Source organism: Myxococcus sp. NMCA1 (assembly GCF_026810205.1).
GTDB lineage: Bacteria > Myxococcota > Myxococcia > Myxococcales > Myxococcaceae > Myxococcus > Myxococcus xanthus_A.
The window spans coordinates 2,089,087-2,114,269 of sequence record NZ_CP113950.1; the positions used below are offsets into that span (position 1 = coordinate 2,089,087).

At 66.6% G+C, this 25,183-nt stretch carries 24 protein-coding genes and 4 pseudogenes; 12 read left to right on the forward strand and 16 right to left on the reverse strand.

Annotated features, from left to right (window positions below; all coding sequences use genetic code 11):
- Positions 1-89: 89 nt before the first annotated feature.
- The 3 genes and pseudogenes from OZ403_RS08880 to OZ403_RS08890 form a co-directional block, all read left to right on the forward strand.
- Positions 90-974: a hypothetical protein gene (locus tag OZ403_RS08880; RefSeq protein WP_268783923.1), complete on the forward strand. Its 885-nt coding sequence runs from the start codon at positions 90-92 to the stop codon at positions 972-974.
- Positions 975-1,319: 345 nt separating this feature from the next.
- The gene (locus tag OZ403_RS08885) at positions 1,320-2,243 is read left to right on the forward strand and encodes a hypothetical protein (RefSeq protein ID WP_140788952.1); all 924 of its coding nucleotides are present in this window, start codon (positions 1,320-1,322) and stop codon (positions 2,241-2,243) included.
- Positions 2,244-2,400: 157 nt separating this feature from the next.
- Positions 2,401-3,165 (forward strand): annotated as a pseudogene (locus tag OZ403_RS08890) (hypothetical protein); the annotation flags it as partial.
- Between the two features lie 219 nt (positions 3,166-3,384).
- Here the strand turns inward: OZ403_RS08890 and OZ403_RS08895 are convergent.
- Complete coding sequence (locus OZ403_RS08895) at positions 3,385-4,080, reverse strand: pirin family protein (RefSeq protein WP_237078161.1); 696 nt, start codon at positions 4,078-4,080, stop codon at positions 3,385-3,387.
- A 266-nt stretch (positions 4,081-4,346) separates the two neighbouring features.
- On the opposite strand from OZ403_RS08895, the gene OZ403_RS08900 reads away from it, so the two are divergent.
- Positions 4,347-5,171 (forward strand): LysR family transcriptional regulator, encoded by an 825-nt coding sequence (locus tag OZ403_RS08900; RefSeq protein WP_237081075.1) that lies wholly within the window; start codon positions 4,347-4,349, stop codon positions 5,169-5,171.
- 729 nt (positions 5,172-5,900) lie between these two features.
- The gene (locus OZ403_RS08905; RefSeq protein ID WP_237078163.1) at positions 5,901-6,425 is read left to right on the forward strand and encodes an integrase core domain-containing protein; all 525 of its coding nucleotides are present in this window, start codon (positions 5,901-5,903) and stop codon (positions 6,423-6,425) included.
- Between the two features lie 142 nt (positions 6,426-6,567).
- Here the strand turns inward: OZ403_RS08905 and OZ403_RS08910 are convergent, their stop codons facing one another.
- From OZ403_RS08910 to hsp20, 10 genes are read right to left on the reverse strand one after another with little or no spacing between them, the layout of a single operon-like run.
- On the reverse strand, positions 6,568-6,933 hold the full coding sequence (locus OZ403_RS08910) for a gas vesicle protein (protein WP_140788956.1): 366 nt from the start codon (positions 6,931-6,933) through the stop codon (positions 6,568-6,570).
- A gap of 34 nt (positions 6,934-6,967) precedes the next feature.
- Positions 6,968-7,294: a gas vesicle protein K gene (locus OZ403_RS08915; protein WP_140788957.1), complete on the reverse strand. Its 327-nt coding sequence runs from the start codon at positions 7,292-7,294 to the stop codon at positions 6,968-6,970.
- A 48-nt stretch (positions 7,295-7,342) separates the two neighbouring features.
- On the reverse strand, positions 7,343-7,564 hold the full coding sequence (locus tag OZ403_RS08920) for a gas vesicle protein (protein WP_011552834.1): 222 nt from the start codon (positions 7,562-7,564) through the stop codon (positions 7,343-7,345).
- Positions 7,561-7,842, reverse strand: coding sequence for a gas vesicle protein GvpG (locus OZ403_RS08925; protein ID WP_140788959.1), 282 nt, complete (start codon positions 7,840-7,842; stop codon positions 7,561-7,563). Before OZ403_RS08925 ends, OZ403_RS08920 begins: the two co-directional genes overlap by 4 nt.
- Complete coding sequence (locus tag OZ403_RS08930; RefSeq protein WP_140788961.1) at positions 7,839-8,648, reverse strand: GvpL/GvpF family gas vesicle protein; 810 nt, start codon at positions 8,646-8,648, stop codon at positions 7,839-7,841. Before OZ403_RS08930 ends, OZ403_RS08925 begins: the two co-directional genes overlap by 4 nt.
- Before the next feature lie 30 nt (positions 8,649-8,678).
- Entirely contained in the window at positions 8,679-8,903 is a 225-nt protein-coding gene (gene gvpJ / locus OZ403_RS08935) for a gas vesicle protein GvpJ (RefSeq protein WP_140788962.1), read from the reverse strand.
- 7 nt (positions 8,904-8,910) lie between these two features.
- The gene (locus OZ403_RS08940; protein ID WP_140797675.1) at positions 8,911-9,678 is read right to left on the reverse strand and encodes a GvpL/GvpF family gas vesicle protein; all 768 of its coding nucleotides are present in this window, start codon (positions 9,676-9,678) and stop codon (positions 8,911-8,913) included.
- Entirely contained in the window at positions 9,675-10,517 is an 843-nt protein-coding gene (locus OZ403_RS08945) for a GvpL/GvpF family gas vesicle protein (protein ID WP_268783924.1), read from the reverse strand. The genes OZ403_RS08940 and OZ403_RS08945 overlap by 4 nt, the downstream gene beginning before the upstream one ends.
- Complete coding sequence (locus tag OZ403_RS08950) at positions 10,514-12,649, reverse strand: CDC48 family AAA ATPase (RefSeq protein ID WP_268783925.1); 2,136 nt, start codon at positions 12,647-12,649, stop codon at positions 10,514-10,516. Before OZ403_RS08950 ends, OZ403_RS08945 begins: the two co-directional genes overlap by 4 nt.
- Complete coding sequence (hsp20, locus tag OZ403_RS08955; RefSeq protein WP_268783926.1) at positions 12,646-13,170, reverse strand: archaeal heat shock protein Hsp20; 525 nt, start codon at positions 13,168-13,170, stop codon at positions 12,646-12,648. Before hsp20 ends, OZ403_RS08950 begins: the two co-directional genes overlap by 4 nt.
- A gap of 430 nt (positions 13,171-13,600) precedes the next feature.
- Here hsp20 and OZ403_RS08960 point away from each other — a divergent pair, with 430 nt between their 5' ends.
- The 4 genes and pseudogenes from OZ403_RS08960 to OZ403_RS08970 all read left to right on the forward strand — a co-directional run.
- Positions 13,601-14,785 (forward strand): PDZ domain-containing protein, encoded by a 1,185-nt coding sequence (locus OZ403_RS08960; RefSeq protein ID WP_268783927.1) that lies wholly within the window; start codon positions 13,601-13,603, stop codon positions 14,783-14,785.
- Positions 14,786-15,249: 464 nt separating this feature from the next.
- Positions 15,250-15,645: a helix-turn-helix domain-containing protein gene (locus tag OZ403_RS39665; RefSeq protein WP_442929809.1), complete on the forward strand. Its 396-nt coding sequence runs from the start codon at positions 15,250-15,252 to the stop codon at positions 15,643-15,645.
- Positions 15,566-16,159 (forward strand): transposase, encoded by a 594-nt coding sequence (locus OZ403_RS08965; protein ID WP_268783928.1) that lies wholly within the window; start codon positions 15,566-15,568, stop codon positions 16,157-16,159. The genes OZ403_RS39665 and OZ403_RS08965 overlap by 80 nt, the downstream gene beginning before the upstream one ends.
- Before the next feature lie 257 nt (positions 16,160-16,416).
- A pseudogene (locus tag OZ403_RS08970) lies at positions 16,417-16,764 on the forward strand (integrase core domain-containing protein); the annotation flags it as partial.
- Positions 16,765-17,085: 321 nt separating this feature from the next.
- Here the strand turns inward: OZ403_RS08970 and OZ403_RS08975 are convergent.
- The 5 genes and pseudogenes from OZ403_RS08975 to OZ403_RS08995 all read right to left on the reverse strand — a co-directional run.
- Positions 17,086-18,510, reverse strand: a complete 1,425-nt coding sequence (locus OZ403_RS08975; protein ID WP_140797681.1) for a DUF1552 domain-containing protein — start codon at positions 18,508-18,510, stop codon at positions 17,086-17,088.
- Positions 18,507-20,222, reverse strand: coding sequence for a DUF1592 domain-containing protein (locus OZ403_RS08980; RefSeq protein WP_237081078.1), 1,716 nt, complete (start codon positions 20,220-20,222; stop codon positions 18,507-18,509). The genes OZ403_RS08975 and OZ403_RS08980 overlap by 4 nt, the downstream gene beginning before the upstream one ends.
- A 239-nt stretch (positions 20,223-20,461) precedes the next feature.
- Entirely contained in the window at positions 20,462-21,832 is a 1,371-nt protein-coding gene (locus tag OZ403_RS08985) for a hypothetical protein (RefSeq protein WP_268783929.1), read from the reverse strand.
- A 164-nt stretch (positions 21,833-21,996) separates the two neighbouring features.
- A pseudogene (locus tag OZ403_RS08990) lies at positions 21,997-22,125 on the reverse strand (IS5/IS1182 family transposase); the annotation flags it as partial.
- Positions 22,126-22,305: 180 nt separating this feature from the next.
- Positions 22,306-22,977 (reverse strand): annotated as a pseudogene (locus tag OZ403_RS08995) (IS3 family transposase); the annotation flags it as partial.
- Between OZ403_RS08995 and OZ403_RS09000 the strand changes: the two are divergent.
- From OZ403_RS09000 to OZ403_RS09010, 3 genes are all read left to right on the forward strand, one after another.
- Positions 22,874-23,101, forward strand: a complete 228-nt coding sequence (locus OZ403_RS09000) for a hypothetical protein (protein ID WP_268784940.1) — start codon at positions 22,874-22,876, stop codon at positions 23,099-23,101. The pseudogene OZ403_RS08995 and the gene OZ403_RS09000 overlap by 104 nt on opposite strands.
- A gap of 1,001 nt (positions 23,102-24,102) precedes the next feature.
- Complete coding sequence (locus OZ403_RS09005; protein ID WP_268783931.1) at positions 24,103-24,387, forward strand: integrase core domain-containing protein; 285 nt, start codon at positions 24,103-24,105, stop codon at positions 24,385-24,387.
- Positions 24,388-24,784: 397 nt separating this feature from the next.
- Positions 24,785-25,093, forward strand: coding sequence for a hypothetical protein (locus OZ403_RS09010; protein ID WP_140788984.1), 309 nt, complete (start codon positions 24,785-24,787; stop codon positions 25,091-25,093).
- Positions 25,094-25,183 lie beyond the last annotated feature (90 nt).

The following is a 25,183-nucleotide window of genomic DNA, read 5'->3' on the forward strand; positions in this document are numbered from 1 at the left end:
CCCGCATTGACGCGCTGCCTGACGCAGTCTCAACGCACGCATGCCGCAGCTACCGAACTTGGGGAAAGGATACCGGCGGCACGTCGGGCGTGAGCGATGGCGTCTTCTGTGTCCCGACCACCTGCAAGGACGGCATCAAGACCGGGGGCGAGACCGACGTGGATTGCGGCGGGCCCGTCTGTGCGCGCTGTGGGAAGGGCAAGAGGTGTCACCAGCAGAGCGACTGCGACGTGGGCTTGACGTGTGACACGTCCACCTCGCCCCGCCGATGCGTGGCGTTCACCTGCGACGCGGGCAAGTACCTTGCCAATGACGTCTGTGTCGACGTGGGGAGCGGCTACTGGTCTCCCGCGAACTCCAACGAGCGCCGTGCCTGCACGAACGCGCCCGCGAACGCGGAGTATACGAGTCCGGCGGCGACCCAGGCCGACTGTCCCTGGACGTGCAAGGCAGGTTACCGGCGCGACTCCACGGGCACGAAGTGCGTGGAAAGCAGCACGGCCCAGTTGCTCACGTGCGCGGCGGACGAAGTGGCAGCCGGCATCCACGGAAGGGCGGGCGCCTGGCTGGACGCGCTGGGGATGCGCTGTGCCCGCTCCGACTCCGGAACCATCATCGGCGCCGCGACGAGCGCCACCGCGATTGGTGGCTCGGGGGGCACGGCCTTCACCCGGGACTGCGGGCCGGGCGCCGTCCTTCACGAAGTCACTGGCATCAATGGTTGGGCGAAGGCCCCTGTGAATCAGTCCAGGTGGAGTGAAATCAACCTCTCGACGATAGAGGTGTCGTGCAGGAACCTCCAGACAGGCGAGATCAACTCGCTGACCAAGGTGGGGGGGAGTAGCTCCTGCATCCTGGGGAAGGAGACGTACTCCTTCCAATGTGGCGGCAATGGCCTTGTTCGAGGCTTCGTGGTGGATAGCGCGAACACCTCCACGTACGTCGGCTACATGCTCGACCTGAGTTGCCGCTAGGCACCCTCCGCTCGTCTCCGTCTCCACCTGAGCCAGAGTCCCAGCCCGGTGTCCGCGCCTCCCAGCCCCTCCAGCAGGAGGCAGGGAGGCCGGGGGCTGGCCAGGGCGTGGCTCGTGGAGCGGACATGTCGCTCGCGAACGTGAGGGAGCTGTGGTCGTACCAGGGGCATGGCGCCCCCATCCAGAAACCGTGCCAGCAAATCGTCGTGCTTCACATGGTATATTGAAAACTTCGCCCTCCTTGACTGGTGGATGGAGGGCGCTTTGATCTCAGGAGGGCCGACCCCTCGCGGCAAGCCCACTCGTTCCACCAGTGTTTGACTTTTATAGGGAGATTTATTTCAAATGTTGAATCAAACTCCAGAATATCAATCCTGTCTCCAGAGTTCAGAGAAGGTCTCCTGGCGTCTTGATGACCTGTTGCCCAAGGACACGGTCCTGGATTTCAGCCACCGGTTCCTTTCGGATGCGCTGACGGGCGCGGAAGCCATTCCCTTCCTGAACGCTGAGGAGCGGCTGATGCTGAATCACATCCGCTCCAACAGCTATGCGCACCTGTTCCTGTTCCTGGAGGAGTACGCCGTGGCCCTGGCCGCCCAGCGCGCCAGCCTGGAGCTGCACGGGAACGCGACGCACATGCGCGCGCTCCTTCGCTTCACGGAGGAGGAGCTGAAGCACCAGCAGCTCTTCGCGCGCTTTACCGGCGCGTTCGCCCGGGGGTTCAAAGTTGTCCCGGCCCTGCTCGACAACCACGTCGAGGTGGCACGGGCCATCATGGCGAAGTCGAACCTGGGGGTGCTCATTTTCAACCTGCACCTGGAGCTGATGACGCAGCAGCACTATCTGGAGACGGTCCGCGGAAACAAGACCGAGACGCTGGATCCGCTGTTCTGCAACCTGCTCAAGCACCACTGGCTCGAAGAGGCGCAGCACACCCGGCTGGACTTCCTGGAGGCGCAGAAGATCCTCGCCCGGGAACCCGATACCCTGGACGCGGCCCTCACGGAGTACGCGGAGTTGCTCCAGGCGCTGCGGGGGACGTTGAACGCCCAGCTCGCGCTCGATCTCCAGACGCTGGAGAAGGCGGTGGGGCGCACGTTCACCCCGGAGGAACACAAGCACCTGTCCGAGTCCCAGGAGCGTTCGTATGTCTGGGGTTTCATCGGAATGGGGATGAAGGCGCCCCTCTTCCTCTCACGCCTGCGCGCGCTCTCCCCCATCGCCGAGCAGCGCGTCCTGGAGTTGGCGCCGACGTATTACTGTGATTGAGGGCGGGCTCCGGGACCGCCGCCTCGCCGTGCCGGTCCGGACGGGCCGCCCTTCTTCCGAGGTTGGCCTCGTCTGGCGCGGCGCGGTGGCGCACCAAGCGCGCGGGTGCATCAAGCGCCAGTGCCATGGGCCCTGGCTGTCCCTCGCCCGCTGGCACTGGGCCTCCCAATATCCTTCGAATCATGCTGCTGCGCACAGCGATGCCGACATGCAGCTCGCGAAATTCCCCAAGTTCGGTCGCGACGATGCGACATGGACCCGGGACGAGTTCGATAAGATTTATGAGCTGTTCTGGCTGAACATCTTCGGCCCGAAGTTGGTGGAGTCCGTAGGCCGGGAGCGGATGCTCTCGACGCCTGCACACCTCGTGGAGGAACTGCCCAATGGTTCCGTTCTCCTGGTGCTGCGGCCCACGGCCGCAGACTTCGACAGCGACGAGGCGCGCGTGGCCCAAGCCCGCGCCCTTGTCCACCTACGGCCAGACCTCGACTTCGACACGGTGCTTCGAACGCTGAGGGAGCGCAGCGCCGCACTCGTACCCATCGAGCCGCGCTTCCACCCTGACGTGGCGCCGCTCCTTGCTCGGCTTCCGGACGAGTTCTCCCTGGGCAACAGGCAGCGAAAGATCGCCGAACTCAATGCCTTCCGACCGCCCGAGCCGGAAGAGTGGCTCCCGGTCGCCTTGCCGTCCGACGTGGAGAACCCGGAGCGCGTTCGCAGCCACTATGAAGACCTGTCAGAGGGCCTCGTGGCTGTGCTTCACACGGATGTGCCCTCCATCATGGAGGAGACCCAGGTACGCGTGGGCAAGCGCGTCTGGCTGCCCTTCCTCCGTGCGCGCCGGTACATGCAGTCGCGCGAGTCGCTCTTGGCGTATTCGCTCACCCAGTTCTTCAAGGAGGCGGAGCGGTACCGGCCCTGACTCGGAGCTGCTGCTCGTCGCGCGCCAAGCGGTGTCGGTTGGCGCGCTGGGGGCACAGGCGCAGTCTGCCAACGTTTGCCGAATTGAATCCGCCTCTCTTGGGGCTGACGGCTGCTTTCGTCGCGGTAATTGCCCCACCGGCGCCTCGCTCACTCGCCTTGACGCGGCCTGGATGCGCTCAGGATGCAGCGACCGAATATCGGGTAGGCACAGGTCGGTTCACGCAACGTCCAGCCAGAGCGCGGCACCTGCACGGTCTGACGAGACGCTTACCGCGCCCGGGCCAACCTCCAGGCCTTCCCCGATCGCGAGTTCGAGGGTGGGCTCACTTCCAACCGCAGCGATCCGCAGTCGTGACGTCATCGCGAGCAGATAGCCTTGGCGCGCCCGGTCGACGATAAAAGTCTCCTCGCTACCCGGAACGAGATCCACCCACCACAATCGCGCATCGGCTCGGAGCGGCATTTCGGGATCGCCCGCCAGCAACTGGCGACCTTGGCCCGTGAGCTCGCGAGTGAAGTACGCGGGCGCCCCGCCGAACGTGTTCGGCTGAAACCAAATCTGCAGCATTCGCGTCGGCTGGTCGGTGTCGTTGCCTTCGGCGTGGACGATTCCGCTGCGTGCAGAGATCAACTGAGCGGACCTGGGTCCGAGGGTCACGCCGTGCGCCTGGTCACCGTGATGCGACAATGATCCGTCGACTACGACGCTGAGAATATCCATCTCGCGATGCGGGTGGATTGGGAAGCGCGAGTGCGGCGCGAACGTCGCGTCAGCGAGCACGAGAACGGGTCCCATGCGTCGCCCTTCTCCTGCCCTTGGGCCCACCGTCGCGACGAAGTGATCTCGAAGCGAGAGCCACGACAGCGTGGTGGTGGGAAGAGATTCGATGGTGCGATGAACGAGGTGGGGCATCGATTGTCTCCTAGGCCGAAAGCATCCGGACAGCGCGAGGGCGCCGCCCCCGATCAGGACGGCGCGCTTGGACAACGTCACGCCTTGATTCCGAAGGGGGCGTTGATCACGTAGCACCATCCCTCGTCTGCCCCGCGCCGCATGACGTCCGACTTCATCGTAGTTCTCCTGGGTCCGTCGTCGAATGACGGTACCCACGATGAATAGTTGTTTTCGACGCGATTGATGACTCCGCGTCTTTGCACATATCATGTGCGTTCATGCACATGTCGTGGGACGAGATCCAGACCATCGAGGCACTGGTACGAACGGGCAGCGTCGAGGCAGCCGGGCGCGAGCTCTTGCTGCGACACTCGTCGGTGTCCCGCCGCATCGCTGGACTCGAAGCGCGGTACGGGGCGGTGCTGTTCGTGCGCGGCTCGCGGCTTGTGCCGACCCCGCTGGCGGCGGAAATCGCGCTCCGCGCCGGATCGATGCGAACCCAAGCAACCGAGGTGGCGGGTCTGTTGACCGCGGAGCAGCGGGGACGGCAGCAGCGAGTGGTGATTACGACGAGCGACGTCCTGGCTCCGCTCTTGTTTCTGGCGCTGTCCACCATCTCACCGACGCAATCCGTGGAAGTACTGGTGAGCGACCAGGAGATGGCTCTGGTGCCGGGACGCGTCGACCTCGCGCTTCGTCCGAAGCACGAACCGGGTGGCGCGCTACGTGGACGTCGGCTTGGACGGTTGCGGATCGGGGTCTATCGAAGGTCCAGCGGGACGGCGAACTGGATACTTCCGAGCTCGGCCCTCCGCGCCAAGACCTCGATGCAGTGGTGGCGCTTTGTTCCGAAGGAGGCACCCGAAGCCGTTCTGTGTGACTCGCTGCTCGGGATTCGAGATGCCTGCTGTGCCGGACTCGGACTCGCGGCATTTCCGAGCTTTCTCGCTCATGGAGACCCTCGGCTCCGATTGGAGAGAGAGCTCGAAGGAGGACCTCCGCTCTGGCTCCTCGCGCCGGCTGCTCGCGAGGGGGCAAGGGGCCTCAAGGGGACGCAGGACGCCCTCTTCCGGGCCCTGCGCGCGACCGAAGGGGCCTTCGCGAAGTAGGGTCAGCGGGCCACGGCACGTCGGTACCAACGCTCGGCGAAGATGAAGTCCCGCATTCGTCATGGCTGTGCCTACCCAAAATTCGGTCGCTGCGTCACGGGTGCGTCAAAACGCACGCCATGACGGGGCGCAACAGGTCCAACGGACCGTCGGGCCCTCTCTCATTCATGACGGGTGCGGAACTTCGCCCGGGCCAGTGCCCTTGATGCCGCCGCTATCCTCATGGAGGGCGCACCTGTGGCTACCGACGGGGCGCAGCAGGAATCTGGCTTGCCTGCTACGGCCAGTAAGAACGGCAGGATGCGGGTATTCGTAAAGGCGCTGGCCGAGGCGATACGCTCGGCCCTGCGGAGCCGTTCGGAGCTGGTGCTGGAGAACCTGGCTCTTCGCCAGCAGCTCGCAGTCTTCTGTGAGAAGCGCCCATCCCCGAGGCTTGCCCGGGGCGACCGCCTCTTCTGGGGCGTTCTCCAACGCCTCTGGAAGGGTTGGCGGAGGCCACTGTGCTTGGTGCAGCCGGCGACAGTGGTGAAGTGGCATCGGATGGGCTTTCGGCTCTTCTGGCGCTGGAAGTCCCGGAGTCGGGTGGGGCGGCCTCGGACAACTCCACTGGGGATGGACGTAGGCCAGACAATGGTCGCTCGGTACGTGCCCAGACCGAGAAGGGGAGCGCCGAACCCATCGCCCTCATGGCGAAGCTTCTTGCGCTTGCATCTGGCGGAGTCTGCGGGGATGGACTTCTTTGTCATTCCCACCGCGACGTTCGGAGTTCTGCTGGGATTCGTGGTGGTGAGTCACCGGGACAGGCGAATCCTCCACCTCAACGTGACAGCGCACCCGCCGGAGGAATGGACGAAGCAGCAGTTGCGAGAGGCCTTCCCTTGGGCCAGCGCTCCGCGGTATTTGCACCGAGATAGGGACAAGCTCTACACCGAAGGGGTTCGTGCCACTCTCACCCATCTTGGGGCTCGCGAGGTGCCGAGTTCAGCACGTTGTCCGTGGCAGAATCCCTATGCGGAGAGAGTCATCGGATCGATTCGCAGGGAACTGCTGGACCATGTCGTCGTCTTGCACGAGTCCCACGCTCGGCGCCTGCTGCGCGAGTACCAGCGTTACTACAATGCGAGCCGGACGCACCTGTCGCTCGGTAACACTCTCACGGACCTGCGCCTGCCTCACCATCCTGCCTACCTTCGCAGGAAGGGAGGGGGGCCACACGCAGGCAGAGAGGCGTTGAGACGTCTGGTCCGGGCGTAATTCCGACCTCAATCAAGCAGGAGAGAGGTCCCGGCGACTCGTCGTGCGCATCGCTCACCGTCATGACGCGCGTTTTGACGCAGCGACCGAATTTTGGGTAGGCACAAGGGGTCCGCGCGAGTCTTGCGCGTGCGGCCCCTCCCTACACCTTCTTGGCCTTGGGCGCGCGCCTGGTCGTGGGGGAGGGCTTGGGCGCAGCACGTGGGGCCGGAGCCGCCGCGGGCGCCTGAGCCGCCGAGAGCTGCTGTCGCGCACGGGAGCTGAAGTTGGGGTTGGTCGTCCACCAGTCCAGGCCCATCTCCTGCGCCCGCTCCACCGAGCAGATGATCAGTCGGATCTGGATGGTCAGCAGCTCGACGTTCGTCAGATTGATCTTGATGTCCCCGGTGATGACGATGCCCTTGTCCAGCACCCGCTCGAGGATGTCGGCCACGGAGCTGCCGCGGGTCGAGGTGGGCGGGTAGTGTCGCTGAGGGGGCGTCGTCACGGGATCGTCGATTTGGGCCATGGCTCCTCGCTCTCTGTCCGCTGCTCGGCCAGCCTCACAGCGTCGTGCCCAGCGGCCCGAGGTCCAGATTCAGGTCCTCGTCCGTCAGGTGGAATTGCTTCTTCAAGTCATCCATCTGCTCCTGCAGGCGCAGGAAGGTGACGCCCAGCCGCTCAATCTGCTCCTCGCTCAGTGAGCCGGCGTCGATCCGTCGCAGCGCCTGCCTCTCCAGCAGCTGGCGGATGAGCTCGACGACGGCGAGCACCAGCCGCACCAGTCCGGCCTGGACGTTCTCCTCGTCCAGTTCCAGCTTGGGCGGCTTCGTCGGCTCCAACGCTCGGGCGAGCTCCTCCACCGCCTGTGGTGCGCCCTCGACTGCCATGGTTCACCCCGTCTCCCATCCCGCGCGTGGGCGGGTCCTCCACCCGCCTCACTGCAAGCGCTGCGGATGTTCGGGAAGGGTGCCCACCTCCAGCGCCGTCTCCACCGAGGTCAACAGCAGCCGCAGGCCCAGGTAGATGAGGTCCACGTCGGCCACCGAAATCACCAGGTCACCGCTGATGACCACGCCCTTGTTGAGCACCCGGTCCAGCAACTCCAACACCGAGGCGCGCTCCTGCTGTGCCTCGGGTGTCGTCGCCTGCCCGTTCATCTGTTCTCACCTCCAGGGCCTGTTTCAGGAGTCGCAGGCCCTGCCCCTTCCTGTGCTTCCTTCAACGCGTCCAGGCGGTCGAGCAGCTGCGACTCCTGCTCGTCGAACTGCTCCTCCGTGATCTCGCCGCGCTCGAGCTCCCGGTACAGGTCGCTCAGGCGGGTGCGGAGGTCGGTCTGCTCCTTGGCCTGTTCGTCCTGCACGGCCTTGTGCACCGAGCGGAAGATCCACGAGATGCTCCGGGCAGGGGCCATCAGGATGTCGTCCAGGATGATCAAGGTGCCCCCTGCGCTGCCTCTTCCACCTCTTCGAAGTGGATTCGCAGCTGGGTGAAGTTGTACGGCGGCCAGGGGCCGGTCACGTCCACCTGGAAGTTCTCGGGCAGCGTCGCGCCCAGCTTCTCCACGGTCGCGTTGAAGGCGTCGACCTTCTTTTGTGGCACCAGCGCGGCCAGATTCACCACCTCCGACTCATTGCGCGGCTCGTTGACCACGGTCTGCCTGGCCACGGACTCGATTCCATCGAGCACCTTGTCGGCGGTCGCCTCACGGAAGCCGTTGAGCAGGTCGACGAAGTACTTCCCCAGCTCGATCTTCTCTTCGCGCGACGGTTCCCCCTCGCGGTAGAGGTCGTCCCGCATCGCCTTGAGCTCGGGGAAGGCGTTGACGTAGTACCCGAACGCATTGGGGGCGCTCAGCCGGATCCGAAGGCCCATCTCCACATTCCCACTCACCGCACGGAGTTGCGTGAGGAAGTCGTTCGCGTGCTCGGCCAGCAGGTTCCGGACCTCCCGTTCGCTGCCGGCAATGATGCCGAACGCGACCGGCAGCATCGGCGCCTGGTCCATCACCTGGCCCAGCACTGCGCTGTGGGTGCTGAGGTGTTTACGCTCCGGCCGAAGCGACTGCTGCTCGATATTGCTGACGATGGCCGCCAGCTTTCCGGACGTCACCGGGTGCACGTCTGCCCCCTGGATGCCGGGAGTGTCGAGGTTCAGCGAGTCGACCACCTCTATCGGAACCACCGCGTACAGGTAGCGTCCCTCCGGGGTGGACTTCTCGTGTCGAGTCTTGGCGCGTGGCATGACGTTGTCCTGTCCTGTTCAGGTGGAGATTCAGACCGCGACAGGCGCAGCCGCAGCGGCGGTGAGGCCGATGGCGTCGGCGTACTTGAGGTAGGTCTCGATCGAAGCGATCACGACGCGTGCCTCGATAGAGAGCACCTCGATGCCGACCAGCGAGACCTTCACCCAGGCATCGACCACGATTCCCTTGTCCAGGATCCGGTCGATGACGTCGGCCGTCGAGGACGTCCCGGTAGAAGTTGAGACGTTTGCCATGACGTATTCATCCTTTCTCTTGGAGGTGCTCCAGCTCGGCGAGGGCTGCGACGGCAGGCTTTGCCAGGTCTGCCACGAAGCCGTAGGGGGGCCACGGGCCGCTGCACATCACATTGCCGGGGCAGTCTTTCTGGAAGCGAAGGAAGGCCCGCCGGAACTCGGCGAGCTTGGGGCGCTCCACCAGGAAGGCCATGGAGAGCAGCTGCCCGTCTGGGCGAGCGGCATGGTCCCAGGTGCAGCGGACGAACAGCCCGGAGAAGGCCGCCTGCGCCCGCTCCGCCACGCGCCGGGCAGCGCGGTCCACACGTGTCTGCTGCGCGTAGAAGCGACGCCGGTTGTCCAGGTAGGCCCGTCCGCGGGTCTGGGCGTCCGCCTCGGTGGGCGCCCCTGTCTGCGCCGGGGGCTCGGCCACGTCCGACTCCTGGAACAGGATGCGCAGACCCATCTCGTCACAGCCCTCCACCTGGGCCAGCGCGTCCGAGAACGGCCGCTCGTAGCGGTGCAGGAACTCCACCACCTGTTCGGGGTGATGGACGAAGCAGCCGTAGCGCATGGGCAACACCGCCAGTCGGCGGTGCAGCTGCTCGACCACCCGGGCGTACTCCAGCGCCTGCTCGATGCCGGCCGAGGAGGCCAGCTCCTCCGCCACCGGCGAGATGGCCGCAGCCAGGTGGCCGTGCTTCACCGCCATCAGCGGCGCCTGGTTCAGCCCCGGCGGCAGCGCCTCATTCGCTGCCTGCCGTGCGTCCAGGATGCCGTACACGATTGACTTCACGGCCGCTCCTCCAGGCTGGGGCAGAAGCTGTAGGGAGGCCAGGGGCCGGTCGCCTCTACCGTCAACCCCTGCGCCTGGTACCGGGCCGCGAGCTGCTGCACGCGCTGGGTGAACCGCTGCACCTGCCCGGAGTGCACCAGGAACGCGGAGTTCAGCACCATGTCGTCCTGCCGGCCCGAGAGCCCGCGATCTGCCAGGCGCAGGGGTTTCACCGAGATCGCCCCCGGGGCGAGCTCCTCGCGGATGTGGGCCGCCAGGCGCTGTCCCTCGTTGCGGCTGCGCTCGTCGAGCTCGCGCTGCAGCTTCTTCTCGTGGAAGTAGCGCGCGCCGGGAGTCTCGGGGAGGTGCTGGAGGCGCTGTTGGAACTCGGGCGCTCGCTCCAGATGAGCGCGCAGGCGCTGGGCGTTGGCGTAGACCTTGACTGCCCATTCCTCCTTGTCGGCGATGTCGTCGAGGAATCTGGAGATCTCCTGCCGGTGGGCGTCGACCACCTCGGACAGCGCTCGCGGTGAGGAGAAGATCGCCCCGAAGCTCACCGGAAGCACCGGCGAGGACTGCATCACCTCCTCGAGCACGCGCTCGTGCCTGACCGCCCGGGGGGCCACCCACTCCAGGTCCTGGGTGTGGTCCGCACCCTCCGGCCCCAGGAACTCCTCCATCGAGAGAGGACTGCAGATGGCGGCAAGGTTCCCCAGCTTCAGCGTCCGCACGTCGGCGGCGTCGCTGACACCGGGAACGGAGAAGCGCTCCACCGCCCCTGCCCGCGTGAAGCCATAGACGTACAGGGCCTGCTGGCCCTTGCGGCGCCCCTGCACATCGGGATTGCCGTGGGCTCTCATGGCCGGCGTGCCTCCTTGTGCCCACGGATCGCCTTGAGCAGGCTCTCGGATGTGATGACGAGGCGCTTTCCCTTGCCGCTGATGACGTGACGCACGGCATCCCAGGCGGCCTGGTTGCACACGGCCTGGATGTCGGCGCCGGAGAAGGACTCGCTGCGTGCAGCGAGCACGTCCAGGTCGAGGTTTTTCTCCACCGGCTTGTCGCGCAGGTGGACCTGGAAGATTTCGCGCCGCGCCTCGCGGTCCGGCAGAGGCACGTCGACGAGCAGGTCGAAGCGTCCCGGGCGCAGCAGCGCAGGGTCGAGCAGGTCCGCGCGGTTGGTGGCCGCGAGCACCAGCACGCCGGTCAGCTCCTCGATGCCATCCATCTCGGACAGGAACTGGCTGACGACCCTCTCTGTGACGCGCTCGTCCATCCCCCCGGCGGAGCGCGTCGGCACGAGCGAGTCGATCTCATCGAAGAAGATGATGCAGGGGGCCGCCTGACGGGCCTTCTGGAAGGTCTCGCGCACCCCCCTCTCGGACTCCCCCACGAACTTGCTGAGCAGCGCCGGGCCCTTGACCGAGATGAAGTTGACCTGGCTCTCGTGGGCGGCGGCCTTGGCCATCAGCGTCTTGCCGCAGCCGGGAGGGCCGCTCAGCAGCACGCCCTTGGGGGGGCGGACCTTGGCCCGCGCGAACTCCTCGGGGTACCGGAGCGGCCACTCCACCGCCTCGATGAGCCGCTGCTTGAGCTGCCCCAGTCCGCCCACGTCCTTCCAGCCCACGTCCGGGGTCTCCACGAACACCTCGCGGATCGCCGATGGCCCCACCTCATGCAGCGCCGCCTGGAAGTCGGCCATCGTCACCTGGACCTGCATCAGCTCGTCGTAGGGAATCTCGGCCGAGGCGAAGTCGATGTGGGGAATCAGCCGGCGCAGGCAGAGCATCGCCGCCTCACGGCACAGGGCCTGGAGGTCTGCGCCTACGAAGCCATGCGTCACGGCCGCCAGATGGTCCAGGTCCACGTCCTCTGCCAGCGGCATGCCCCGGCTGTGGATGGCGAGGATCTCCTTGCGCGACGTGCGGTCGGGGATGGAGATGGCGATCTCTCGGTCGAACCGCCCCGGGCGGCGCAGCGCCGGGTCCAGCACATTGGGGATGTTGGTGGCAGCCAGCACGATGACGTGCCGGCGTTGGGCCAGGCCGTCCATCAGCGACAGCAGCTGCGCCACCACGCGCTTCTCCACCTCGCCCTGCACGTTCTCGCGCCGGGGAGCGATGGCGTCTATCTCGTCCACGAAGATGATGGCCGGGGCCCTGCGCTGGGCCTCGTCGAAGATCTGCCGGAGGTGTGCCTCACTCTCTCCGTAGAACTTGTGCATGATCTCCGGGCCGGTGATGGTGAAGAACGCCGCCGCCGTCTCGTTGGCCACCGCCCGGGCGATCAGCGTCTTGCCGCAGCCCGGCGGGCCATACAGCAGCACCCCCTTGGGGGCGTCGATGCCGAGCCGCTCGAACACCTCCGGATTCCGCAGCGGCAGCTCCACGATCTCGCGGATGCGGCCCAGCTCCCGCTTCAGCCCACCCACGTCCTCGTAGCTGACGGTGCGCGCCCGCTCGTGCGTCACCTTCTCCTTCTCCGGCGCCTTGGCGACCTCCAGCAGGGTGTTGGGGTGAATCACCACCGCCCCCACAGGAGCGGTCTCGACGACGCGGAAGTCGGCCGTGCGGCTGCCGAACAGCAGTGCCCGGACCCGGTCTCCCTTCACCACCGGCAGTCCGTCCAGCAGCGTGCCGATGTAGGCCAGGTCACGCTGCGCGGGGGTGAACTCCAGGGGCGCCAGCACGACCTTCTCGGCGTGTCGGGCGGGGGCCAGGGTCAGCTTCACCGGCTCGTCCAACTGCACCCCGGTGTTGGCCCGGGTCACACCGTCAATCTGGAGGATTCCGCGCCCCCGGGCGTCCGGGTAGGAGGGCATCACCCTGGCCGCGCTGCGGCGCTTGCCGGACAGCGTGACGATGTCGCCGATCTGCGCCCCCAGCCGCTGCATGTCGGCGGGGTCCATGCGGGCGAGGCCACGGCCCAGGTCCTTGCCGAGGGACTCGGCGGCACGCAGCGTCTGCGTACGTTCCCGTGTCGCGACGGTCACGAGTGGCTCTCCTCCTGGGCGGTGAGGCGGATCTCGAGGACGCCGTTGCGGCAGCTGGTGTGCATCTGCCGGCGGGTGAAGCGCCTGGGGAGCAGGACCTCCTTGTGGTACTTGAGCGCCTCGTGCTCGGCATGCAGGGTCAGGATGTCTTCGCGGAGCTCCAGCGTGATGTCCTTGCGGTCGACACCTGGCAGCTCGGCCACCACCAGCACGTCCGGCCCCTCCTCGAAGACATCCACCAGGGGCTCGCGGATGGGGTGGACGACCGCCTTGCCGGTCTGGTGATCCTGGCGGATGTTCCCGAAGGGCTCCACGCGCGGAATGCCGCTCGGTTGACCGGGTGCGCCTCCTCCGATCCGCACGTTGAAGCCATAGACGCCCCTGTGCCCCTTGTCGGAGGCTCCGAATTCTCCGGAGCGTTGGAGCTGTTCGCCCTTCTCCGCGAGCTCCGCCAGTTTCGTGACGAGGGTGGTGATTCCTTCGAGGAACCCTCCACCGCTGATGCCGGTCTTCTCTGCCATTGCTCCACCTGTCGTGATTCAAAGCTCTGGCATCCCCCCCTCCATGCCCAGCGGCAAGACTCGAAGGTGGGGATTCCGCCCGCCCCATGCTCAGCGAGGAGCGGCACGGATAGGGGCCGGCTGGTGATGCCTGGTCGGTGGGTATCGGCGCATCGCCTGAGGGGGCTCGTCAGTCATGGCGATCCCCTGCCCATCGCCCAGGAGGTGGCAGATCGACCTGGCGGGGCGGGAGGGGTGGGGCCGCCTCACCTCCCTGAACTTCGCCGCCTGTCGTGTCTACGTTCTCCATGGACAACGCATGCGCGTCCGGCACGCGTGTGCGCCAGCGGTGTGAGCACCCATGGCCTCGGTCAAAGGAACTGCGAACGGGGGGAACACGCGCAAGCGCGTCCAGCAAGAGACGCTCCCCCAGGATGTACAGGCGCAGGAAATGGAATGGTTCCACTCGCAGCGCGAGGCGCTCATCGCCAACTTTGCGCAGTCCGGAGCGAGGCTCCTCACGGTCGCGGCCAGGCGGTTGCCGACCGTGCTGACGCGGCCCGTGCTCGAGGGGGGAAGCCGCGTTCTCCAGGACACCACCCTCTATCTCCAGGAAGGGTCGATGGAGGAGTGGCTCCGCGACGCGCAAAAAAAGCTGAAGGAGAGGCCGGGGAGCTCCATCCTCGGGCTGCTGGGCATTGGACTGCTCGCCGGGCGGCTGCTCCGTAAGATGGCGGAGAAGGGGGGCAAGAAGGGAGGGGCCGAGGCCTTCCGAGAACGATTGCGCGAGAGCATGTTCCTGGCGACCCATGGTGGAGTGGGGCGGCCCCCAGCCGCCGCACGTCAGCGGTTGCTGAGGGGGGGATCGGGTGGAGCGCCGACGCAGGGAGGAGTGGCCGAGGGCTTCAAGGAGCGATTGCGCGAAGGCATGTCCATGGCGACCCATGGTGGTGGAGTGGGTCGGCCCCCGGCCGCGACGCGCCTGCGCCTGCAGAAGGCTGGAGGGCCGAAGCAGGGGGCGCCACGCAAGCGCGACGTGAAGGAGAGAGCGCCGCGAGAGCCCGCGGTGAGGGCGAAGGAAGTGGCGCGAGACGTCGCCGAGGGCGCCCAGGACGCAACACGCGCCTTCGACGAGGTCACCAAGAGCGCCCAAGGTGCAACACGCGTGTTCGCCGAGGCGACCCGGGGCGCAGCGCGCGATGGCGGTGAGGTTGCGAGAGGCGCGCGCAAGGCGATGAAGGACACAACGCGCGAGGTCGCTCGAGGGGCAGCGAAGCCAGGGGGGAAGAAGTCGCCGCCCAGCACCGAGGCCACGTCCACGAAGGCGCCCGCACAAAAGCCGAGCGGCTACCTCGGTATGGGGGCCTTCCCCGTCCGGCTGCCGGAGAGGCTTGCGAAGGTCCATGGCACCCAGAGCGGCCTCAAGGTCGCGAGCGTGGAGCCGGATGGCCCGGCCGAGGAGGCGGGGCTGCATCCGGGTGACACGCTGCTCACGCTCGAGGGGCAGCCATTGCGAGAGGTGGATGACCTGGTCGCGCAGCTGCCTCCGGAACGTGTGGGCCAGACCGTGCACGCCAAGGTGCTGCGCGCCGGGGCTGCCAGGGTCATCGACCTCACCGTTGGCGCGCACCCCTGAGCCGGGTGTCGCGAGCGCTCATGCGGCTCACTCGCCGACGAACCGCTGCGTCCTCAACGGCGATGATTACGTCGAACGACGTGTTCCGAGTGTCGTGGCAGTGTTCCGATATCGATATCGACGAGATGCTTGGAGAGGGCATGGCGAAGTTGGACGAGGTGTTCCAGGACGTCTCACGCGCGCATCTCCGTGCGTTTATTCCTGGCAACCCATGCCCCGCTCAGCTTTTCCAGGAACTCAGTCCCGAAGAGGGGGACGGTGCTGGCGCCGGTTATCCTCATTCTTGAGTCCCCACATCGCGCAGAATTCATCAAGCGCGACCAGCGAGTTCCTGCAAACGGCAAGACCGGAGAGCAGATTGAGAAACACCTGTGGAGGGCATTGACTCCTCTGCGCGGCGCAAACCTCAACGGCCGTCCACTGATTCCAATCCGCTGCAGTTGCTGTCCGAGGGCTGGACGGTAGTGGGAGCAGCCGAGGCGGTAGGCGTCACGCAAACCACGGCGCGCACCGTCCGTCGCCGCTACCAGCAGGAAGGCTTGGTGGGAGCGCTGCATGAGAGGCCACGGCCCGGAGCGGCGCGGCTTCTGACGGAGAGGCAGGCCAGCGAGGTAGTCGCCATGGTGTGTGCGCCGCCGCCGGAGGGCCGCGGCCGCTGGACGGTGCGCCTCATTGCCCAGGAGGCGGTGCGCAGGGGCTTCGTTGCGAAGGTTGGGCGGGAGACCGTGCGCGAACTGCTCCTTCGTCATGACTTGAAGCCTTGGCGGGAAAATGTGGTTCGTGCCCGAACTGGACACCCAGTACATCGAGCGCATGGAGGACGTTCTGGAGTTGTACGCGCGGCCACTGTGCCCGGCTGAGCCCGTCGTCTGCTTCGATGAGAGGCCCGTGCAACTACTGGAGTGGGTACGTCCTGCTTCGTCGGCCTGCTCTGGACGAGAGGCACGCCAGGATTACGCCTACTTCCGCTGTGGCACCGCCAATCTCTTCTGCGCAGTGGCGCCCAAAGCGGGCTGGCACTTCGTGAAGGCCACGCCCAACAGAAAGAGCGAGGCATTCGCCGAAGCGCTGCGAGACATTGCCAGTCAATGCCCGGACGCAGAAACCATTCACCTGGTGCTCGACAACCTCAGCACCCACTCCTGCCGCGCCCTGAGGGAACTGCTGGACCATGTCGTCGTCCTGAATGAAGCCCATGCTCGGCGCCTGCTGCGCGAGTACCAGCGCTACTACAACGCGAGCCGGACGCACCTGTCCCTCGGGAAGGATGCGCCCGAGAGGCGTGAGCTGCAGGGCTCGGAGCACGGAGCCAAGGTGATAGAGCTACGGGAAGTCTTCGGGCTTCACCATCGGTACGAGCGCCGAGCTGCGTAGAGCTTCGGTCCTTCCGATGCCCTCATAGACCCGCGCGTGCTGCACCATCCTGCCTGCGTTCGCAGAACGGAATGGGTGTGCCCACACGCAGGCAAAGACATGTTGCGGCGTTTGGTCTGGGCGTAATTCCGACCTCTTTCAAACGGGAAAGAGGACCCAACGGCTCGTCGTGCGCATCGCTCTCCCGTCATGACGCGCGTTTTGACGCAGCCTTGACGCACTCATGACGCAGTGACCGAATTTTGGGTAGGCACAACCTCAGAAGCGACAACGGCCCGGAGTTCATCGCCAAGGCCCTGCGAGGGGGGCTGGAGGTCAGCGGCATCCAGACTGCCTACAGCGACCCGGGCAAGCCCTGGCAGAACGGTACCAACGAGAGCTTCAACGGCCGCTTTCGCGACGAGTGCCTGTCCGCGGAGTGGTTTGCCAGCAGGAGGGAGGCCGTCGTCCTCATTGAGGCGTGGCGGTACGACTACAACGAGAAGCGTCCGCACCGCAGTCTGGGTTACAAGACAGCCGCGGAGGTCGGCGCTCGCCGTGCCCATGCCGACCCCGCCGCATCATCCCCCGAGCACGGTATCTGCAGCGCCGCAGGACTCTCGTAACGCGTGGTTCGAAGAACGGGGGCAGATCACGTGCGGTCGCCTTCGAGTGGATGGTGCCTCGGTTATTCCGACCCCGGTTCGTCGCTACGGGAACTCGCCGACCTCGTGCTCACCACGCTCACTCGCCTTGATCCGCTCATGACGCAGCGATCGAATTCTGGGCAGGCACAGGAGGGGCAAGAATGACTGAGATGCGAAGATTCGTAACGCTTCGCCGTGCTCTATCCCGGTGCGCTTGCCCCAGCTCCACGGACAGCGTGGTCACGCTGCCTGAACGACCTGCTCCAGCGCCGAACACTGGAGCAGGACGCAATCGTCCACTCAGGCGATGAGCTCGGAGAGCACGCCCTTGGTCAGCGCCGGGTCGCCGAAGTCGTCCAGGTTCCCGCCGGCCGCGTTCCTCAGCCCCACGGCGGTGCCAATCGTGTTCAGCATCCGGTTGTGGTTGGGATTGCCGCCGCCCGACGCCTCGACGTAGACGCCCTGCTTGAGGAAGCCATTGCAGCTCCCCGCCAGGACGAAGGGCACATTGCGCGCCGAGTGAGCCGGCCCGTTGCCCAGGTCGTTGTACCAGACAGCCACGCCGTGCTCGATGAGTCGCTTTCCGTCCGGCATCTGGTAGGCCACCAGCCGGTCCAGGAGGTGCTTGAAGGCGCTCGCGAACTGCACGTCCACGTGGTGGTGCAGCAGGTCCGAACCGGTGATGATGCCGCCGCTGGAGTCGTGCGACGAGCGACGGTGGGACACGTAATGGAAGTTCTCCATCAACTGCCCCGTGTCCGGGTTGCGGTAGCGCGTGTCGCCGTCGTTGCCGTTGCCCACCTGGATGACGGCCGCGCGGTTGGTGCCGCACGCCATCGCCATCACGGCGATGTCCATGTGCAGCCTGGCGGTAGCGAGCACCTCGGTGCCGTCCGTGCTGTCATAGCCGGGCGCCTGCTGCTGGAGGATGAGCTCCTGGTCCGCGCGCATGCGGCAGCTCAGGGCGACCTCCAGGTCCCGGACGTTGGACAGGTGCAGGTCCAAGCGCTCATGGTCGGACGCGCTCAGCTCGGGACGCTGCTGGAGCGCCTGGAGCTGGGCCTTCACCAGGTCGTTCACGCTGCGCTGCCGGACGAGGAGCTGCTCGCGAGCCTCGGGAGTCAGTCCTCCCGGGCCGCCAATCATCGTCTGGTACGCATTCCACGGGTCATGCAGCGCGGCCCGGCGCACGTTGCTGCTCCGGTAGGAGAGGCAGGGCCCCCCGAGCCAGCCGCCACGCCGGCCCGCGTAGAAGACGAGCGAGTCACGCTGCTGCGGATTGAGCTCGCGGCCGATGCGGTGGTCGATGGACTCGCCTCCGGACTCGGAGCCGCCGCCCGCGCCCTCCACCACGGGGCCCCGCGCGGTCAGCCCCTGCATGGCGCCGCGGGCGTGGCCGTCCCCGTAGTTGTAGTCCCTCATGTTGACGTTGCGCACCAGCAGCAGGTGCGCGCGGTGGTCATTGAGCACGCCCACGGCCCGCCCGGCGATGCTCTCCGCGGTGAGCGCACCCAGGGCGCGCGGCCAGAAGCGCTCCGGCTCCGCGCCGAGCTCCGACGTCGTCTGGGCCGATGCGACGCCGTTGGCCTGCCGGAAGAAGATGGCGTACGGCAGCGCCCCCGAGTCCGCCGCGCGGGCGGTCCTCGGCATCAGCCCCTCGAGAAACGGCAGGCTCAGCATCGTCCCGCCCAGGCCCTTCAACACCATCCGGCGACTCAGCTTCATGGCAGCTCCTCCGGGTGGCGATTCACGAAGCCCTCGCTGGTGACGACCTCCACGACGAGGTCGACGATGGACAGGTTGCCCGCCTTCGACAGCTTTCCGAGCCGCTCCACCAGCGGCACATCCTCGTTGGCGAACGGGCGCCCGTGGAGGTACTGCACCCAGTGCCGCGCGTAGCACGCATGCACCGCCTCATTGGCCGCGAGTGCGTCCGCCAGGTCGAGCGCGTCGCGCACCGGCACCGTCTCTCCGTTGATGTTGGGAGACGCGCTGGCGTCCACCGGATGTCCGTTGTCCGTGGTGCGGTAGCCGCCGATGGCGTCGAAGTTCTCGAAGGGGAAGCCGAGCGGGTTGATGAGGTTCGAGTGGCAGCTGGCGCACGCAGTCCCTGCCACTTCGGTGTGCGAGGCGACGACCTCGCGATTGGTGCGGCCCTGGGGGGCGGGGAGCGGTGGGATGTTGGCCGGCGGCGCGCCAATCTTCCGGCAGATGATGCGCTCGGACACGAAGACGCCGCGGTGGATGGGGTCCGGGTCCACCGACGTCGCGTGCGAGGCCAGGAAGCCCACCTGGGTGAGCACGCCCTTGCGCTCGCGCGAGTCCAGCGTCACGGGGACGAAGTCGGCGGTGAATGTGCCACTCAGCCCGTAGACGCGCGCCAGCTCGTCGTTGACGAAGGTGGCCGGCGAGGTGAGCAGGTCGCGGTAGCCGCCCTTGCGGGAGAAGACGACGTCCTGGACGAAAAGGGTCGTCTCCCGGGCCGCGTACTCCCCGAGGCGCTCGGACACCTGCGGGTAGCGCGTGAGGGAGGGCCGGATGGCGGCATAGCGGGGCACGTCGAAGAGGGTGCGGTGGAAGGCCTCCACCACCTTGTTCGAGCGCGCGTCCTGGAGCATGCGCCGCGCCTGTGTGGCTACGCCCTCGCGGGAGTGCAGGGTGCCCTCGCTCGCGGCGGCGAACAGGGCGTCGTCCGGCATGGCGCTCCAGAGGCCGTAGCTCAGCCGCGAAGCCACTTCGTAGTCGTCGAGCGGCACCCGGTCCTGCACGGCCTCCGTGCTGCGCTCCACGCGGTAGAGGAAGTGGGGCGACTGGAGGAAGGCTTCGATCACCAGCCGGATGCCACCCTCGAAGGCCGACATGTCCGCGTAGGCCTGGGGCCCCTTGCGGTACAGCCCGAGGTAGCTCTCCACCTCTTCGGACGTCAGCGGGCGCCGGTGCGCGCGCAGGCCGAAGGACTCCACGAAGGCGCGGGCGCGCTCCTCGCCGGTGGCGGCCGACGGAGGCAGCAGGCGCGCGAGCTTCGTCGCGTCCGTCGTCACCTGGCTGGCGAGCTCCGCGGCGGCGCGCTGGTAGGCGCCCCAGAGGGCCTCGTCGACGGAGAGGGCGCGCGCATCGTTGTCAAAGAGGAAGCCGCTCTGGGCGGGGTCCGCGCGGAAGGTGCCCGCCAGCGTGGTGGGCGGTGCGTCCAGCCTGAGCAGCTCCTGCACGCTGTGGGTCCACTGCACGTGCGTCAGGCGCGCCATCCGCACGGACGGGGCTGGCTTCTCGATGACGGTGGGCGGGGGCGTACCGGGGCCGGGCCCTCCACCGGGGCCCTCCGGGTTGGAGATCGTTCCTTCGCAGCCAGCAGCCCCGCTCAAGACCAGCCCGAGCACCACCGGGCGCCACCACCGTCCCCGCTCCGCTGGCTCTCGTGACAACCGTTGTGACCGCATCCTCGGCACGAGCGCCTCCATCATTGGGAGACATACCAATCAGATGGATGACGCGTTCCTGTCAATGTAGCCGCGACTCGCACGCGCGTCGGTCACATGGCCCGATGACACGGATACTGAAAAACTCGTGTCACGCGTGCATACGTGGTTCATCAGACCCGACTTTTCGTACGGGCCTCGCGGAAAGTGTGGAGGAGGCGCCACATGCGTGGGGGACAGGCCCCCTCAATGCGCCGGTGCTACAGCCTCAGATACACGCCGAGCTGACCGCTGAAGTACAGGTCCTTGGCGCCGCCGGCGAAGACCGGGGCTCCCTCCGCGGCGTCGGCTGTGAAGGAGTAGCTCCGCATCTCTCCGCCCAGCCGCAGACCCAGCATGCGCGTCAGGGCGAACTCCACGGCGAACTCGCCATCGAGTCCGGAGCCGCTCAGCTCCGGGATGTAGTCGTCCGAGGACAGCTCGCCGCCGCTCAGCACGTGCTGGTAGCCCACGCGCGCGGCGATGGCCCATCGCTCGGTGAGCGCCTTGCGCAGGCCCAGCTCCACGTGCGCGAAGCGGTAGTCCACGTCGGGCAGGGCGAAGGTGCTCTCCGGCGGGCGTTCCACCGCGAAGGAGTGGGTGCCGTACAGCGCGCCCACCGAGACCTCCAGCCACCGCAGCGGCAGGCGGAAGCGCAGGCCTCCCTCCAGGAGCTGCGCGGTGGTGCCGTACTTGGAGCCATCCGGGAGCCGCGTGGACAGCCCGAGGGCGCGTGAGCCCCGCGCCACGATACCCAGGTTGTGCACCATCCCATCCGTGAAGTGGGAGAGCGGAAAGTAGCTCACCGCGAGGCTCGCCGCCGCGGCGCTGTTGAGGCTGTAGTCGGGCAGCTCGTTGGCGTTGTTGCCCGAGAAGTTGAAGCGGCGGAACAGCCCCTGTCCGGACAGCAGCGCCTCCAGGATGGGGCCGTCCAGGTTGCGAAGGCCGGCTGCCTTCGGCTCGGGCTTCACCGGCGGCTCCTCCTTCTTCACGGTGGGCGGAGGCGGCTTCACCACCGCCGGGCGCGGTGCCTCCGCGATGGGGGCCGGGGGCGTGACCTCCGGCTCGGAGACAGGAGTCGGAGGCGTGACGGCGGCAGGCGGGAGGCTCTGCTCCGGGCCCGCCTTCAGGGCCGCGCCCAGCTTGGGCTCGAGCTCGCGCCGCACGTCGGGGAAGGCGCGGTGGGTGCGGACGTCCCAGCGCTCCTCCGCGAGGAGGGTGCCGTCCTTGCCGGAGTAGGCGCGGACCTCCACGTCCCAGCGCTTCGTCCCCTTCACCGAGGCGAGGATCAGCACGTCCGCGCCGAGCTTCTTCGCCAGCGCCTGCCGCTGCTCATCCGTCTTCGGACCGCCGCGGATGCGCTTCACTTGGGCATCCACCTTCTTCGCGGGCAGCACCTCTCGCCCGCGTCCCTTCTTGCCCAGCTCCTGCGTCAGCACCCTGCGCAGCGCATCCGCCTGGCGGCCCTCCGGGCGCAGCACCGCCACCTGGGTCTTCTGCGCCTGCGTCTTCTTCGCCTGCGCGGCCTCGGCCGGGCGGTACGACACGACCAGCGCCAACACCAGCACCACCCATCCCGCGATGCGGCTCACAGGGCCACCTCCTTGGAGCGGACAGACGAGGTGGAAGCGGCCGGGAGGACAGAGACGAAGGGGCGGGAACGCATGGGTGCTCGGCTTCCAGTGACGAGACGGGGGGCTGCCTCAGCCCAAAGCAATTGAGGGGCCAACATCCCGGAGCTTATCGCTGATCTCGGTAGGAGCGCGTGGAACCAGGTGATGATGCCCACCGCGAGGTGCAGCATTCCCAGATAGGTGTCTTCGCGCTTCTCCCATCGCACCAGCAGTCGTCAGAAGCGATTCAGCCAGGAGTGCCCGCGCTCCACCGTCGCGCCTTCTGTCGAGCGTGGCTCGTCTTGGTGCGCACTCCTTTACCTCGTCGAGGTACGTGAAGCGTGAAGCAGAACTCTTTCGCCAGCCGCCGTACCTCGTCGTAGTCATAGCCTCTGTCCACCCAGAGGTGCTGACGTGAGGATGCGCTTGCCCGGGTTTGGTGGACAGGTGGGTTAAGCAGCCAGCGGCACCTGTGAGGCGGTCTTCTCGAACTCGACAGGGCTGACGTCGCCAAGCGCGGAGTGCCGCCGCTGGCGGTTGTAGAACACCTCGATGAACTCGAACAAGGCAGCCTTCGCGGACTCAAGCGTAGGGAAGTCCCTCTCGTGCACCAGCTCCGTCTTCAACGTGGAGAAGAAGCTCTCCACCACGGCATTGTCCCAGCAGTTGCCCTTGCGGCTCATGTTGCACCGGATGCCGCGGGCAGCCAGCGCTCGCTGGTAGTCCGCACAGGCGTATTGGCTGTCGCGGTCCGAGTGGGGCACGAGTCCTGCGGGAGGACGGCGTCCCTTGAGCGCCATGTCGAGGGCCGAGAGCACCAGGTGTCTGTCGATGCAGTGGTCCATGGCCCAGCCGATGACGCGCCGGCTGAAGAGGTCCTGCACCACCGCGAGGTACAGCCAGCCTTCCCGCGTGGGCACGTACGTGATGTCTGTCGCCCAGGCTCGGTCGGGCGCGGGCGGATTGAAGTCGCGGGCCAGGACGTTGGGGGCCGACGGCAAGCCATGCTTGGAGTCCGTGGTGCACACGAATTTCCTGTGTCTGCGAGCGCGCAGTCCCTCCCGACGCATCAGCCGGGCCACGCGGTGGCGGCCTACCGTCTGCCCCTGGGGCTTCAGCTGGCTGGACGGCCAGGCGCGCGCGGCCCCGGACATCGGAGTGTTGGGCGAGGCCTTCCGCACAGCGCGAACCGCGAAGGTAAAGATGCCCGCGGACCCGCTGCTCCACATCGAGCTGGCGTGGCCATGAGCCTGAGGATGATTTCAGACCTGTGGCTACCGGAAATTCGGGTCCAGTGCCACGCGTGCGTTAGCGAACGCGTCATTTCATGCACGGTCCTTCGAATGGGCCCCCATGAGTTCAGGGACCCCAATGCATGGGGGACAGAAGGGCTGGAAGTGGGTGAGCGTGCGGGGCTGTCTATGTTGCGCCAAGCGGCGCGTGACAGGGCGTGGCCGAATTCTGGCCTGCCAGCTACGGTCGGCAAGAATGGCAAGATGCGGGTCTTCGTGAAAGCGATAGTCGAGACGCTGCGCTCGGCCCTGCGGAGCCGTTCGGAGCTGGCGCTGGAGAACCTAGCTCTTCGCCAGCAACTCGCAGTCTTCCGTGAGAAGCGCCCGTCCCCGAGGCTTGCCCGAGGCGACCGCATCTTCTGGGTCGTTCTCCAACGCCTCTGGCAGGGTTGGCGGAGGCCACTGTGCCTGGTTCAGCCGACGACTGTGGTGAAGTGGCATCGGATGGGCTTTCGGCTCTTCTGGCGCTGGAAGTCCCGGAGTCGGGCAGGGCGACCTCGGGTAACTCCGAAATTGCGCGTGTTGATTCGGCGCATGGCCGAAGCCAACCCGACATGGGGTGCCCCACGCATTCATGGGGAGTTGCTGAAGCTGGGGATGGAGGTAGGCCAGACAACGGTCGCTCGGTACATGCCCAGACCGGGAAGGGGAGCGCCGAAACCGTCACCAACATGGCGGAATTTCTTGCGCTTGCATCTGGCGGAGTCCGCAGGGATGGACTTCCTTGTCATTCCGACTGCGACGTTTGGAGTGCTGTTGGGATTTGTGGTTGTGAGTCACCGGGACAGGCGAATCCTCCACATCAATGTGACCGCGCACCCGACGGAAGAATGGACGAAGCAGCAGTTGCGAGAGGCTTTTCCCTGGGCCAGTGCTCCGAGGTACTTGCACCGAGATAGGGACAATCTCTACTCCGAGGGCGTTCGCGCCACGCTTACCCATTTGGGGATTCGCGAGGTGCCGAGTGCAGCACGGTGCCCGTGGCAGAATCCCTATGCGGAGAAAGTCATCGGCTCGATACGTAGGGAGCTGCTGGACCATGTCGTCGTCCTGAACGAAACTCACGCTCGGCGCCTGCTGCGCGACTACCAGCGCTACTACAACGCGAGCCGGACGCACCTGTCGCTCGGGAAAGATGCGCCCGAGACGCGTGAGGTGCAGGGTCCGGAGCACCGAGCCAAGGTGATAGAGCTAAGGGAAGTCTTCGGGCTCCACCACCGGTACGAGCGCCGCGCTGCGTAGCGTCTCGGTCCTTCCAACAACACCCTCGAAGATCCGCGCGTGCTGCATCAGCCGACCTGCGTTCGCAGGACGGGAGGGGAGTGTCCACACGCGGGCAGAGAGGTGTTGAGGCGTTTGCGCCGGGCGTAAGTCCGACCTCTATCAAATGGAAGAGAAGACCCAGCGGCTCGTCATGCGCATCGCTCACATCATGACGCGCGTTTTGACGCAGCTTTAGCGCACTCATGACGCAGCGACCGAATTTTGGGTAGGCACAGGTGACCTTGATGCCCTCATGACGCAGTGACTGAATTATGGGTGGTAGGCGCAGCCTCCGATTTTCGCCCGCTCAGTCCATAGCTTAGAGGGATGAATCGGTGAAAGGCCCGCCCGTTTGTGGCGGAGGGGAGGATTGGGAATGACGGTAATTCGCGGCGTCGGCGTCATCTCGCTCGGCAAGTGCTTGGGTACCTTCTATGCGTTGGTTGGCGTCGTCCTGGGGGCGCTGACGAGCACGGCGATGCTTCTGCTCGGACCGCGTGGCGCCAATTCCATTCTCGGCAAGAGCATGCACCTCGGTGAGTTTGACATGGGAGGTATGCTTCTGCTGGTGGCGGGAGCCTGCATCTTGTACGGCATCGCCGGGTTTGCTGTTGGCATCGTCAGTGGAATCCTCGCGAACCTCGCATTGCGCCTCGGGGGTGGTGTCGAGGTCAAGTTGGAGTAGCTGCTCGGCACGTCAGCCGATGCGACAAATTACCGTTACAGGAGTTCGACAGCCGCGCGCCTCGCTCACTCGCATTGACGCGCTTCCAAA